We start from the raw sequence: 14,003 nt of genomic DNA, 5'->3' as shown, positions 1-14,003 counted from the left end.
TTCATCAAAGTATATTTAAAGGAGTAAAGATGTTACTCAGGAGCTTTAAATATATTATCATCGGAGTGGAATCCGGCAACACCGCCGCTTACTGCAAACTTCATGGCTGAAGCAGCAGTCATCCCGACCACAGGTTTGATGTTTTTTTCTTCCGTAACAATTACCCATCCTGAAATAGCATAGGAATGAGGCAGGTATACCGCAACGTAATTGTGTTTGTCAACGTCCGACATCTCTTTTTGAGTTAAAAAGCCGATTCTCCAGATCTCCGGATTCTCATTGGTCTTTACCCAGACAGGATCGTTGAATTTTTTTTTATCTCCCACAAATGAAGACATAACGTCTTTTGTAGGGGTGTAGATATGTTTTACTCCCGGAGTTTTTTCCAGAAGACTGTCCATTGTATCGAAAAAGAACTTTCCTATCACAAACTTGTTTCCTAAATATCCGAGAATGGCAGTGAACAGGATTGTTGAAACAAATACCAGCCCCGGAATTTCTTTGGCAACAGAAGGAATAATATTGTCAATGGCACTTACAATATACCAGATGACGAAAATCGTAAGACCTATGGGGCCGATAATAACCAGTCCCTGAAAGAAATTTTTCAGAAAAAAATTGGCAATATTTTCGAAGCTCAGCTTTTTCAAATGGATCTTTTTTTTAACCGTGTATTGTTTCTTTGTTTCCGTAAGATTTAATGATACGGGCTTCATACTCCAGCCATGCATCCCATCGTCTGTTTACTTTTTCAGGATCACCAAGCTGTCTTGCAAAACCGATAAAAGTAGTGTAATGATTGGCCTCAGAGATCATCAGTTCCCTGTAAAATTCTTTAAGTTCTTCATCTTTAATATTTTCTGTAAGCACTTTGAATCTTTCACAGCTTCTGGCTTCAATCATGGCAGCGAAAAGCATCTTGTCTACGATGAGGTCTTCCCGGCTTCCCTGGATGATGAATTTAGCCAGTTCATTCACATAGTCATCTTTCCTGGCTCTTCCGAAACGGTATCCTCTTTTTTTAATAATTTCATGTACCTGGTTGAAATGATCCAGTTCTTCCTGCGCAATTGCAAGAAGTTCTGTAACGATTTCCGGATATTCAGGAAGCATGGTGATCAGGCCGATGGCATTGGTTGCTGCTTTCTGCTCGCACCACGCATGGTCTGTTAAAATTTCTTCAATGTTTCCCTCTGCAATATTTGCCCACCTCGGATCGGTGGGAAGTTTCAACTTAAACATGCACTAAATTTTTTGTAAATTTAAAACAAATTAGACATATTCAATGCTTCTCATTCCGCAGAATTTACTTTCTGTTGGTTTTTATTTAAATGATATCCGGAATTATTGACGATCAGCACCGTCTTACTTTAAAGAATTCAGCATGGCTGATCAGGCAGCTGTTTTGTTTCTTAAAGATTCCAGAATTTTCCATCCTAAGGTATCCACTTTTTTTAAACCTGTTGCAATACCGAAAGCCAGAATAACATTGAGAACATAGATTATAATCATCATCAGCCACCACGGCATATTTTCCTGCAATGCAACAACAATGAAATACACTAAAGATGAGCTGATTCCCTGGGCGAAATAGAAAAATATGGCATTCTTTCCGATGTGGGTTACAAAGCTTTCTTTGGTGATCTTTAATCTGTTGTATAAGACAAATAATGTGGTGAGAGAAAATAAAGACCAGATGATATAAGGAATTTTAGGCGGAAATTTATTTTTGTTGATTTTATAGAAGATTTCGTTTCCATAATACCAGAACATCCAGATTAAAGCGGCAGCAACAAGACTGTATAGTACAGGGATCATTTTTGACGGGATTTTTTTGCCCCGCATCTGGTGAGCGGCCAGGAAAACAGCAAGGTAGAAGGCTACATAGCCCACCTGTCCCCCCGGATAATATTCAGGGAGAATATTAAAAAACAGCGTAAGGCCAATGCACAGCGCGATAAACCAGTTGATATGTTTCGGAAAGAAACGCAGGATCAAAACCCCGAATACTGCGAGAATAAAATATACTTTCAGGTACCAGAAACTCCCCATTACCACAGGAAAAGTATCTGCATTGGTATACTGATGAAGGTACCAGTTTCCGAGATTCTGCCACTGAGGATACATTGAAACGGCTGTTGTGGAATATTTGGACCCAAAGGTTGAATAGAATTTCTGCAGCCATTCCGGAGAAAAGAAAGAAAGCCCGAAGACTTTGAAAAAATAGTCAAGGAAGAACAGGAAAGTCACGAAGATCATGTAAGTAATCTGCAGCTTTAAAAGCCTGTAAAATGTCTTCTCTATGTTTGAGCCTGATGTGATTCCGCTGAGGGCATAAAAAAGAGCCACATCAAACACCAGGGAAAACACCCGGACTTCTGCGGGAATATAAAACTGTCCCGACCAGAAAGCCGTATGGATAAATATAATGGAAAGGGTTGCCATTCCTTTGGCAAAATCAATGTAAAGGTCTCTGTTCATGTATTACAGGATATGGTTCAAAAGTAAATAAACTTTGGATATTTATCAAATCAACAAAAGAGGCAGAACAATCAATGCTCTGCCGCCTTATTAAATATACTAAAAATGAATGTTTACTTAAGGTGTTTAAATTCTTCAGCAGAAATTTCTCCGGACTGGATTTTTCTCAATTCATCCATATACTGGCTCATATAAGCGTCAATTTCAGGATTTTGAGTGTTTTTACCCATTTTATAGGTTCCGTTCAGTACACCCTGATAATAATAGAAGAAATTATAATCAAAGTTGGATGCGTTAAGATCATACTGTCCCAGAAGGAAGCCCAGACGTACGGCAGACCTTCTCTGTGCCGGCGTTCCATGATGTCCCGGGCTTGAAGTCTGATAATCACCTATACTCTGTGCAAATTCATAAGCTGCGGCAATTTCGGAGAAGTTCGTTTTATTATAGCCGTTGGGTCTTCGTAAGTAGTATCCGGCAAAGCCGTCTGCTTCCAGTTCATTAGGTCTTGCGGTAGATTCGCTTACGGAAGGGAGCCCGAAAATATATTGCAGCTGATGGCCGTATTCATGAGCCAGGATCATGGCATTCACCATATCGCCGCCTTTGTTTTTTGCATCATAATAGATCGCGTATCCGTAATAGATCTTTCCTGTGGAATAAGAAATGGCGTTGTACGTAGAATTAAAATTGGAAGGATCGTCCACAAAACGGAGGGTTGGGTTGCTTCTTCCCCAAAGACCTGCAATTCTGGTCATCTGGGCATTCATAAAATTAGTGTCGGCAGAGTTCTGAAGGGCAGTTTTCAGAACGGAGGAGGAAGACCAGTACTGGTCTACATAGTAGCAGGCTTTTTCCCGTTCTCCCGGTTGCTCAATCTTTGAGCTTTCAGTCTGGGTTTCAGGAAGAACACTTTCGTCCATTTTGTCATCACGGCATCCTGTGAGAGAGAATGCGGCAAGGGCTCCGGCAAATAAGCAGGAATTAAAGTTAAATTTCATATAAAATATTTTTTGGTGATAACGAAGGTATGAAATTATCCATTAACTGTGAGTACTTTAGTTTCAAAAATTATTCAAAGCATAGTGAAATGTATAAGCTGTAAAAAAATAGGGTGTTGATTGTAAGTTATTTAGATTTTTATTCTTATATTTGCACCTCGAAATAACTAAAAATTTATAAACAATGTTTGCAATTGTAGAAATAGCAGGGCTTCAATACAAAGTTGAGCAAGACCAGAAGTTGTTTGTAAACCGTTTAAAAGGAGACAAAGGAGGAAAGGTTTCTTTCGATAAAGTACTTCTTACTGTAAACGGTGCAATCACTGTAGGCGCCCCAGCTGTAAGCGGAATCACTGTGGAAGCAGAGATCCTTGATCACGTTAAAGCTGATAAAGTAATCGTTTTCAAAAAGAAAAGAAGAAAAGGTTACAAAGTGAAAAACGGTCACAGACAATCTTTAACTCAAATTGTAATCACAGGTATTACAGGTTTTGAGGGAGGTGCAAAAAAAGCAGCTAAAAAAGAAACTGTGAAAACAGAAGTTCTTTCAGACCATGCAACTGTTAACTTTGGTGAAGATCACGAATTGAACTATCACTTAAAGAAAAACAACTTGTCTCAGTCTAAAGAGAACAGAGAAACTTTAATTACTTTAGGTAAGGCAGTTAAAGTTGAATTAGAAAAGAATATTCTTACTCATGAGGAAGTAGATGCTGCTATCATTAAGAATATCGATCAATTTAAAGCACTTAATAAATAATCCAGTAATAAAATGGCACACAAGAAAGGAGTCGGTAGTTCCAAGAACGGTAGAGAGTCTCACTCTAAAAGATTAGGTGTGAAGATTTTCGGAGGACAAGAAGCTATTGCCGGAAATATTATTGTTAGACAGAGAGGTACTCAGCACCACCCGGGTGATAACGTGGGAATCGGTAAAGATCACACTCTGTTCGCATTAGTAGACGGTAAAGTAGTTTTCAGAAAGAAAGCAAACAACAGATCTTTCGTATCTGTAGAACCGAACGCATAATTTTACGCGTTTTATAAAAATAAAAACCTCGGCAGTTGCTGAGGTTTTTTTGTGTCTTTACGTTAAAAGATAATTTTTTTCATTAATAATCCATTATTGGTGAAATATTTTTATATTTGTTAACTATCAAATAACAAATCAATTGCGGAAGCCGAAAAGCATACAGAGTAGGCAGCCAGACTAAAACAAAATACTATGAAAAATCTGAGAAAATTAACAAAGAAAAACTTACGGCAAATTAACGGCGGAGCACAAAAATGTCCTCCAATCGCTGAATGGTGCTGGGAATGGTGTGGATGGACCGAATGGCAAAAGGATTTCTGCCTGAACGCAGTTCTTGATATGCCGTGCAATTGCTAACGTATAGATTAACCAATTTAAAAACAAATTACTATGAAAAATCTGAAAAAACTGTCAAAAAAACAGCTGAGAACCATTGAAGGAGGAGCTATGATCTGCCCGACTCCTGCAACAACCTGTGCCGAATGGTGTTCATGGACGCCTCAGCAGAGATTACGTTGTATGAATATGGTAATGGATCCGGACCCATGCGCATGTTAGTATAAAATAAAATAATTGAAAAATGACCTCGGCATTGCTGAGGTTTTTTTTGAATATAAAAGAAATAGAGATCTTTGTTTCTGAAAAAATCGATGTTGTTATTGGTTTTAAGGTAGCCGCCTGTCAGAATAAAAAACCAGAGCGGAAATTTCCGCCCTGGTTAAAATGATCGTTTTTTTAGTTGTCATTTATTTTTTGATAAATTTCGACGTGCTGCGGGTTCCGTTCGCATTTTTGGTGGTAATAAAATATACACCGGATTTTAAATAGTCAACAGAAACCTGATTGTCAGTTACGTTTTCGGTTCTAATGATCTTGCCGGAAGCGTCATGAATGGTAATCTCTGTAATCTTGTCTTTCGAGCTGATATTCAAAACACTGCTTACCGGATTCGGAGATATTTTCAGCCTTGAAGCTTCATAGTTTACATCGGAAACACCCAAAGTTGACGCGGTTACTTTCAGGTTGTCAACATCTAATCCATAACCATAATGAGCAACTCCTTCCAGGGCAATCTGGTAGGTGGCTGAAGGGTTCGGAAGACTGATCGCGCCGGAATTGGTCCAGGTCGCTACGTTCGTGTTGAATGAAGTAATAAGAGTCCATGCATCAGAAGATGAAGTTCTGTAATAGATGTTTAAAATATTCTGGTCCCCGCCCCAATCCATATTTCTGTAATAGAAATCCAGGGTGGGATTGGAAACGCCGGATAGATTCATCACAGGGCCGACAAATCTTGCAACGGCATCCCTGGTGTGTGATCTTGTATCAAATACGGCCATTTTAGAACCTTCATATGCTCCTGTTGAGCTGTAATATCCTACGCTGGTCGTACTTTTTATACTCCAGAACAGACCGCTTGGTACGGAGCTGTTGGTTCCTGCAATATATTCACAAACCCATTGTGAGGAGGTTGGTGAAGCATCTTCAAATGTCTCTGTCCAGGGGAAACTTGTAACCTGGGCGCTGGTAAGTGTAGCTGTAAACAGTAAAGAGTAGAGTAATTTCTTCATAGTTAGTATTTTTATATATTACCACTAAGTTATTAATTTTTATTAATATTTCTGTTTTAATTAAAAATATTTGTCAATAAATTAATTTGTTGATATAATTTTAATATAATTTGTATTTTTAGTATTGTTTTATCTTTGTTAGGGTTTTGTTTTTCGGAACAGGATAAAAACAAACTGCAGCTTCAGTTTGTTTATTTTTTAATGAATTTATTTTTAGAGATAGAAAAAAACCGCAACTTTCATGAAGCTGCGGTTTTTTTATTTTAAGTTCTGTTTTAGAATCCTACCTGGAATCCTGCTTTTATTCCAAATGTTGAAATGCCGGGACGGTCGAGATAATTTCCTCTCCAGTTGAAATCCACTCTGAAAATTCTGATATTTCCGAATCCGATGTTTTCGATTCCGAAACCGTACTCAAAATAGATCTGATCACTTGGTGCGGAATATTTGAATCCATCAACATTAACCGCCTTTGAAGCATCGCTTAAAGTTCCGTACGCTCCTCTGATAAAAGCAATTTCTCTGAGTTTAAGCTTTTTGATCAGGGGAATGAATGAAAGTATCTTCCCGTTGAAATGATGCTCCAGATGCAGGGTGGTGTAAGTATCTGCTACAAATTCATAATAATTAAGCTGGGCAAAGGTATTCTGCGCAAGGCTGTAGGACTGGTTTCCCGGAATGACATTCTGAAGCGCCAGAGGAACGGTATTGAACGTTTTCCCGGCTTCAAAATTCACCAGGGTTTTCCCCCAGCTTCCAAGCAGTACAGGCTTGTAAAACATGAACTGAAGCCTGTTATAATTGTAATCGGCATTGAATAGTCCTTCAATTCCTCTGGTGTATCTTAATATAATGGTCGGAGCAAGAGTTCCGTGCTCGTAACGGTCAACTCCGGTCTGTGAGAATTTGGCTCCCGGTCTTGCGATAAGGCTTAATGTAACATGGGAATCGTTCACTGTTTTCCGAAGATTGCCATCCTGATAATACATCAGGCTGAATTTTTCCGGATTGGCAGATTTGATGCTCTGCAAAGTTCCGTCTATTCTTACCTGAAAATTTTTCCACGGCTCAATAGAAGCAAAAACATTGGTTTTGTTGATGGAGCTTAATGAGGCATTTTCTCCTCTTGCAAATAAGGTGGAAGATGCGAAGGTTCTTGCCATGATTCCGTCGTCGGTAGTGAGCTGTACTCCAAGCTGCTCAATGTCTCTTTTGGTTCCTGCCCCGATCATGAATCTGTTGACCCGGTTGAACATATAGCGTGCTTCCGCTCCATATTTCACCTGTTGATCTTTGAATCCGTAAGCCGTATAAAACTGAAGTCTCCACGGGTCGTTCTGTCCGAAATAAGTTCTTGCGCCAAGTCTTATCCTGTCGCCTTCCACTTCGTTTTTCCCGTAAATGGAGAAAATAGGGCCGATATCAATCCCTTTAAAAGCATTATAGTATCCGGAAGCGAGAGTTTCGTATATTTTAACGATACGGGTGAATTTTGGGGTCTGCTGAAGTCTGTCAAGCATCTCATACACGCCGCGCTCAGATTTCGACAAAGTATCGGGCCTTGCTTTTACCCAATAGGCATCATCTTTATCCACAAACTTATCGTCGTATTCTTCCTGTTTGCGGGCGAAAACCTTATCGTCAAGAGGTTTGTTGAAATCGTATTGGGAATAATCTACGGTCCGCTTGGCGATAATGCTTTTGGAAGTTCTCTTTTTGGCGAAAGGGGTCAGTTCTATTTCGGTGATGAATTTCTTCGGAAGAAATGTGTTTTCATCAGGATTATCGTATTCCAGTTCGGTGGAGATGCTGTTGATAAAGTTAACGTTGATCTTCTGAGTTGATTTTAAAGTCGCTCCTAAAACGGCATAGCTGTCCGTATCTATATAAAGATAACCCTGGAAGGCTAAAACTTCTTTTCTTTTAGGCTGGTACCGTATCTTGTAAGCGTTTTCTCCGTGAATAGAGATGGTGTCCGTCAGATTGTAGTCATAGGTGCTGAAACCGTTGGATCCGACAGGGCTTGGAAACCCGATATCAAAATAATTCAGCGTATTGTCGTAAATATTAATATCCCTGTAAAGATTCTTGGCTGTGATGGTGATCACCTGATTATCCTGGAATCCTGATGTTTTCTGGGCTACCAGCAATCTTTTGGTCTTTTTTCCCGGTTTGTTCTCTCCATAATTTTCATAAACGGATTCATTCAGGAAGATAGGAAGCCCGATCTTTCCGCTGGCTGTGGAATCTGCATAATCGAAGATAAAATCCAGCTTATTGAAGATCTTTTTGTTCATAAAGGCACTGTCCAGATTATTGGCATCAAACTGAATCTTTTCGTACTCTTTGTAAGTGTAGGTATCGAATTTCTCTAAACCGTTATTTCTTTTTCTCTTCCATACTTCCTGCATAATGGCATATGCGGGATTTTCCTTCTTGTTCTTGTATTTCGGTTTCTCATTGTGAATTACAATCTCGGCGATGGTATTTTCTTTTTCCTGAGCAAGCTTTACGAAAATATTTTCCACATTCTCAGGAGTGATGGCAACGGTTTCGGTAACGTAATTCTTTTTCGAAAATTTCAACTGGCGAATAAGACTGTCGGACTGTACGGTAAAACTTCCCAGTGAAGTTTTCAGAGCGGGTTCAGTATTGTCGTTGATAAAGATATCCACGCCCGTAATCTCCTTATTGGTTTTGGCGTCTACAATTCTGCCGTTAGCTGTGTTTTGGGCATACGCCAGACAGGATATAAAAAATACAAAAAAGAGATTGTAATATTTAAAGTTGTTGTTTAACATCATTTGGTTCTTCAGGCAATTAGCATAAACAAAAAGCGTGCAGTTTCTTGTAAAAAGATCATAATTTTTAGCGTTTTATGCGATTAATCACAAAACTACAAATGTAACGAAAATAAGTGTATAAGATTGTGTGGGGTAAGAGGTTCTGAAGGAATGTTTATAAGTGCTTCTCTTGCGGGAGCTTTTTCCGGTTTTCCAACGGTGCTGTGGATAAGTCTGTAAAGTCCTGAAATTAAGTTTTCTGAAAAAATAAAAGGAATGTTGGTTACCTGGTCATGAAGTTGTTTCTGTGGATTGTTTTCTGCCTGGTTTTGCATCAATTCACATGTTATCCATAGGTTTTGAGACTTTTTTTACAGGTGTTCCACATGAAACTCACAGCTTTTCTACATGTTATTCATAATTTTTACAGGCTTTTAAACAGTTTATTAATGGGCTTCTAACAGCATACTAATACGTTTTCCACATGTTTTCCACAATTCCGGATTAAAATGCCATTTCATTGTATGCTTAATATTGAAGATTACCGGAAAAATGGTATTTTAGTCAATATAAAAGCCGTATAATTAAATCTAAACAAACACCCGATCCATGATGAATATTATTATTTCTGATGAGCTGCTGAACGGAACCGTTACCAACCAGGTCGAAATTCAGGTTGAAAATGAAGCGATTTCCGTGGAAGAGCTCATTTGTAAAAGAGTTTCCATAGAAGTGGAAAACTATAACAGCCGTCTGCCTGAATATTTCAACGGACTTGTTGAGCCTCTGGACGCAGAAAAGACCCTGAATGGATATAAACTGAAAAAAAGACAGCTGATAGATGCGGAGAAACAGGCTTATATAGCACTGGATGCCTTTCAGAAGAACGGTTTCTTCATACTTGTGGATAATGAGCAGGTAGATGATCTGAACCGGAAGATCGTTTTGAAAAGTACATCAAAAATTTCTTTTATAAAACTTACCCCGCTTGTAGGGGGCTAATCTTAAGAATATGGGAATATTTGATCAGATAAAATCCGTTGTAGGATTAGAAAAAAAAGAAGATAAAGAGTTCAGGGAAACCTTACAGCAATCAATAAGGCAGTATGAAAAGGTTTCCAATTATTTTTATAACATCACTTTTTCGGAGATACAGATTTACAATGAGGTGGTTAAAAAATGGGATGACCATAAGAAAGCAGATTTTATAGTCTTTCTGACCTCGGCCGCTGAGAAAAAGAAATCTTACAGGAATACTTCTACGGATCCTGTATATAAAGAAATCCAGATGGCTTATTCGTATATTCAGACCTTCTTTAAATCCAGGATGAAACTGCCGGAAGAAAAACTGCTGAACATTTATCAGGCATTCTGTACTCATACGGCTGAATCGGATTATTATAACCACGGCGCTATTGCCTGGCCGCTTGCAGGATGGTTTAAACAGGTGGAATTCAATTTTCCTGATGAAGCCCCTGAATCCATTAAAAAAATTCTCAACGAAATTTTAAGTTTTGATAAAAAACCGAATGTTTACTACTACAAAGATCATATAAAACTGGAAGAAAAAATCAAATCTTACCTTCATCATACAGGTAATGGAAGTGATGCTGCCAGGCCGGTTTATTTTTTAGGTGAAGATGCGTTCAGGGATTTTGCCAACGACTTAATCAACGGTCAGAAGGAGAAAGAAAGATCATGCTGGTTTGAGCTTATGGCATTAGCTCAAAAAGCTTCAGGGGGAAAACCTTCCCAAAAATTCCTGAATGAAGCGAAAGAAATTATTGACCGCCTGGGATCCGACAAATTTAAAAAAGTAATTCATGACTGGTTCCGGTTTATCATCGATCTTAAAGAATCGGTTACCCAGCATGAACACCGTTATAATAACCGGGTTTATACCTACCGCACCAGTGAATTTCTGAGCGCACTGAATGCTGATGCGGTGAAAGGCTTTGTCTGGATGTCATCATGGTTTCATGATAATGCTACCATACAGGTAATAGGTAAGCTGGCAGAGCGGTGCTTTAAAAAAATTCCTGAAAAAGGGCCGGCGGCAGCGGGTATAGGAAATGCCTGCCTGTATACCTTGTATGCATCAAAAGGTCTGGATGGAATAGCGCAGCTTTCAAGGTTAAAACTAAAAATTAAGCAGAACAATACATTAAACCTTATTGAAAAATACATCAGAGAAGCCGCTGAAAAACTAAAGATTTCTTCATCAGAAATTGAAGATCTGGCCGTGGATGATTTTAAACTGAAAGATTATAAAATAACTTATGAAACTGAAGGCTATACCTGTGTTCTTGAGCTGACAGGAATCGGAAAATCTGTTTTAAGATGGTTTAAGCCCGACGGATCTGAGCAGAAATCCGTGCCGCAGGCTGTAAAAGATAATGCGGCTGCAAAACTGAAAAAGATCAGAGACACGCAGAAGCAGATTGACCAGACAACTTCGTCACAGAAGGAAAGATTCGACAGGATGATGAGAAGCAGCAGGGTCCTGAGTCTGGAGTATTTTAAAGAGAAATATCTTAACCACGGGCTTCTTTCGTTTGTGATCGGAAAAGTGATCTTTAAATTTTCCAAAGAAAAAGAAGAACGGCTGGCTGTTTATCTGAAAGGAGAATGGATTGATATTGATTATAATATGATTGATATTGAGCAGTATGACACTGTTTCTTTATGGCATCCCGTAACGAGTGGTACTGCTGAGGTGAAAGCCTGGCGGCAGTTCTTAATGGAGGGAGAGATCCAGCAGCCGTTTAAACAGGCCTACCGGGAAATTTATCTTCTGACGGATGCGGAAATCAATACCAGAACATACAGCAACAGGATGGCTTCCCATATTCTCAAACAGCATCAGTATGTTACGCTGGCTAAAGGAAGAAACTGGAAAGCAAGGCTTATCGGAGCCTGGGATGGCGGAGATAGCGATACGGCGGAATTAATGATGCCTGAATATCATATTTCCGTTGAATACTGGGTGAATGCCTTAAATGCCCATGATGAATTCAATGCAACGGGAATCTGGAATTATGTAACGACGGATCAGATCAGATTCATCAATACGGAAACCCGTGAAGTGATGAATCTCATAGATGTTCCCGCCATCGCTTTTTCAGAGGCAATGAGAGATGTGGATCTTTTTGTGGGAGTGGCAAGTGTAGGGAATGATCCTGCCTGGAGCGATTCGGGAGGTCTGCCTGCTTACAGGGATTACTGGCAGTCTTATTCATTCGGTAACCTGTCGGAAATTGCCAAAAACAGGAAAGAAATTCTCCGGAATCTTATCCCCCGCCTGAAAATAGCATCTGTTACTCATATTGAAGATAAGTTTGTGGTGGTAAAAGGGAAGATCAGGACCTATAAAATTCATATCGGAAGTACCAATATCCTGATGGAGCCCAATGACCAATATCTGTGTATTGTTCCGGACAGAAGTAAAAAAGATACCGGCAGTACGCTGTTTTTACCATTTGAAGGAGATAACGGGCTGTCTGTGATTATTTCAAAGGCCTTATTGCTGGCGAATGATGATAAGATAACCGATTCTACCATCACCTCACAGATCGCCAGGAAATAAAAGTTTTTTTGGAGCGGCTGAATTTGAATGACTAAAAAAAAGACTTACGCAGATGGGTAAGTCTTTTTTATGAAAAGGTTTGCAGAGTATTTATTTTTTACCTGCTGCTTCCATCGCCTGTCTGATCTCCTTGATCTTGTTTTCGGCATTGCCGTTTTGAGGATCCAGTTCCAGTGATTTTTTATAGTTTTCCAAAGCACGGTTATAGTCTTTAACGGCAAGGTAGCCTTCTCCCAAGCTGTCAAAGACCATTCCTGACTTTGGATGCTCTTTAACGTTAATTTCAAAAACTCTGACTGCTTCCTCAGCTCTTGAAAGCCCCAGAAGAACATAGCCAATAGTGTTGATCGTATTTTCGAAATCCCAGGCCGGATTTTTTGCCTTAATGCTGTAATATTGTTTTTCTGCATCGGGATTCCCTTTTTTCATGAATCCGGAAATGACAGATTCTTCGGCCAGTGAATAGGGATCTTTCAATCTGTTGTCTATCATCTGGGCAATATGATTCACCATATGATACTGAACCGGGAATCCCTTATATCCGTTGTACATGATGATGACAGACAGGTCGCTGTCCGGATAAATTCTGTAAACACTTACATTGCCTCCTGAAAATCCGTAAGATGAAAAACCATTTATTTTGTTGATTTCCCAGCCGTAGGCAAAAGGGTAATTACTATTGTCGTAAACAAAAGGCTGCCACATCATTTTCCTGGTCTGTTCCTTCAGGAATTTGTTTTTATTGAACTCAGTGCTCCATTTTAAAAAAGCAGGCAGGGTGATGGCCAGGCCATTTCCGGAATGAGATCTTACACCGCTTACGTGTTTTGATTTTTCATATCGGTCTGTTTGTGCATTGTAATCATATTTTATAATCCGGTTGGGGATGTTTTCCAGAGAATTGGAAGAGAATACCACTTCTTTACGGGAATCCGGAAACTGGTTGTTGATAATAAAGTCTTCAAAATGCTGTCCTGTTACCTTTTCAATAATCATGGTAAGTAAAAGGTAGTTGGTCTGATTGTATCTGTATTCATTGCCTGTTTTAAAATCCATTTTTTCATTGAACAGCCGTGCCAGCGATTCCATATTGGATGCATCAACAGGAATGTCGTTGAAGTAGACAATATCGGGAATTCCTGAAGAATGGGTGAGAAGATGTTTTATTTTCACTTCTTTCCAGGCTTCCGGCAGATTGTCGAAATACTTTGAAACAGGATCTTCCAAAGCGATTTTTCCCTGTTCAATAAGCTGAAAAATACCAACATTAGCCATCAGCTTGGTTGTAGAGTAAACCCTGAACATGGAGTTTGGGTTGACTTTCTTAGGGCTTTCCAATGTTTCTGTGCCGTAATACTTCTGGTAAATAACCTGATTGTTTTTGATGATTCCAATGGCGAGCCCGGGTATATCACTGGCTTTCATTACCTCTTTTATGTAATGATCGATTGGTTTCGAAGGATCTGTTTTCTGGGAATATCCCAGAAAAGAAAGGGATAAAAATAGGGTGAACAGGAAGGGTAGTTTCATTTACTGTGGATCGTTTTA

The 14,003-nt window shown here is 39.2% G+C and carries 14 protein-coding genes; 6 read left to right on the top strand and 8 right to left on the bottom strand.

Annotation, left to right across the window (positions count from 1 at the left end; translation table 11 throughout):
* Positions 1–32: 32 nt before the first annotated feature.
* The 4 genes from AC106S_RS13920 to AC106S_RS13905 all read right to left on the bottom strand — a co-directional run bounded on the left by AC106S_RS13920 (position 33) and on the right by AC106S_RS13905 (position 3,482).
* Positions 33–650 carry a DUF502 domain-containing protein gene (locus tag AC106S_RS13920; protein WP_482439905.1) on the bottom strand — a complete coding sequence of 206 codons (618 nt, stop codon included), beginning with the start codon at positions 648–650 and terminating at the stop codon, positions 33–35.
* 13 nt (positions 651–663) lie between these two features.
* Positions 664–1,242 (bottom strand): MiaE family protein, encoded by a 579-nt coding sequence (locus AC106S_RS13915; protein WP_482439904.1) that lies wholly within the window; start codon positions 1,240–1,242, stop codon positions 664–666.
* 150 nt (positions 1,243–1,392) lie between these two features.
* The gene (locus tag AC106S_RS13910; protein WP_482439902.1) at positions 1,393–2,481 is read right to left on the bottom strand and encodes an acyltransferase family protein; all 1,089 of its coding nucleotides are present in this window, start codon (positions 2,479–2,481) and stop codon (positions 1,393–1,395) included.
* A 113-nt stretch (positions 2,482–2,594) separates the two neighbouring features.
* Positions 2,595–3,482: a metalloprotease gene (locus tag AC106S_RS13905; protein ID WP_482439901.1), complete on the bottom strand. Its 888-nt coding sequence runs from the start codon at positions 3,480–3,482 to the stop codon at positions 2,595–2,597.
* A 184-nt stretch (positions 3,483–3,666) separates the two neighbouring features.
* On the opposite strand from AC106S_RS13905, the gene rplU reads away from it, so the two are divergent.
* From rplU to AC106S_RS13885, 4 genes are all read left to right on the top strand, one after another.
* Positions 3,667–4,242 (top strand): 50S ribosomal protein L21, encoded by a 576-nt coding sequence (gene rplU, locus AC106S_RS13900; protein ID WP_482439899.1) that lies wholly within the window; start codon positions 3,667–3,669, stop codon positions 4,240–4,242.
* Positions 4,243–4,254: 12 nt separating this feature from the next.
* The gene (gene rpmA / locus AC106S_RS13895; protein ID WP_002984034.1) at positions 4,255–4,512 is read left to right on the top strand and encodes a 50S ribosomal protein L27; all 258 of its coding nucleotides are present in this window, start codon (positions 4,255–4,257) and stop codon (positions 4,510–4,512) included.
* 195 nt (positions 4,513–4,707) lie between these two features.
* Entirely contained in the window at positions 4,708–4,872 is a 165-nt protein-coding gene (locus AC106S_RS13890; RefSeq protein ID WP_482439898.1) for a bacteriocin-like protein, read from the top strand.
* A gap of 33 nt (positions 4,873–4,905) precedes the next feature.
* Entirely contained in the window at positions 4,906–5,073 is a 168-nt protein-coding gene (locus AC106S_RS13885) for a bacteriocin-like protein (protein ID WP_482439896.1), read from the top strand.
* A 188-nt stretch (positions 5,074–5,261) separates the two neighbouring features.
* Here AC106S_RS13885 and AC106S_RS13880 read toward each other — a convergent pair whose 3' ends face one another.
* The 3 genes from AC106S_RS13880 to AC106S_RS13870 form a co-directional block, all read right to left on the bottom strand.
* The gene (locus AC106S_RS13880) at positions 5,262–6,086 is read right to left on the bottom strand and encodes a T9SS type A sorting domain-containing protein (protein WP_482439895.1); all 825 of its coding nucleotides are present in this window, start codon (positions 6,084–6,086) and stop codon (positions 5,262–5,264) included.
* Between the two features lie 275 nt (positions 6,087–6,361).
* Complete coding sequence (locus AC106S_RS13875; protein WP_482439893.1) at positions 6,362–8,890, bottom strand: DUF5686 family protein; 2,529 nt, start codon at positions 8,888–8,890, stop codon at positions 6,362–6,364.
* A 92-nt stretch (positions 8,891–8,982) separates the two neighbouring features.
* Complete coding sequence (locus AC106S_RS13870; RefSeq protein ID WP_482439891.1) at positions 8,983–9,204, bottom strand: hypothetical protein; 222 nt, start codon at positions 9,202–9,204, stop codon at positions 8,983–8,985.
* A gap of 274 nt (positions 9,205–9,478) precedes the next feature.
* On the opposite strand from AC106S_RS13870, the gene AC106S_RS13865 reads away from it, so the two are divergent.
* Together AC106S_RS13865 and AC106S_RS13860 are read left to right on the top strand one after the other, a co-directional pair.
* Positions 9,479–9,871 carry a hypothetical protein gene (locus AC106S_RS13865; RefSeq protein WP_482439890.1) on the top strand — a complete coding sequence of 131 codons (393 nt, stop codon included), beginning with the start codon at positions 9,479–9,481 and terminating at the stop codon, positions 9,869–9,871.
* A gap of 10 nt (positions 9,872–9,881) precedes the next feature.
* Positions 9,882–12,455 (top strand): DUF4132 domain-containing protein, encoded by a 2,574-nt coding sequence (locus AC106S_RS13860; RefSeq protein ID WP_482439888.1) that lies wholly within the window; start codon positions 9,882–9,884, stop codon positions 12,453–12,455.
* 90 nt (positions 12,456–12,545) lie between these two features.
* On the opposite strand, the gene AC106S_RS13855 is transcribed toward AC106S_RS13860, so the two are convergent.
* Positions 12,546–13,985: a serine hydrolase gene (locus AC106S_RS13855; protein WP_482439886.1), complete on the bottom strand. Its 1,440-nt coding sequence runs from the start codon at positions 13,983–13,985 to the stop codon at positions 12,546–12,548.
* Positions 13,986–14,003 lie beyond the last annotated feature (18 nt).

It is taken from the genome of Chryseobacterium sp. FR054 (genome assembly GCF_056844565.1).
The sequence above is the reverse complement of the archived record's forward strand: the minus strand, read 5'-3'. Positions and strand labels throughout refer to the sequence as shown.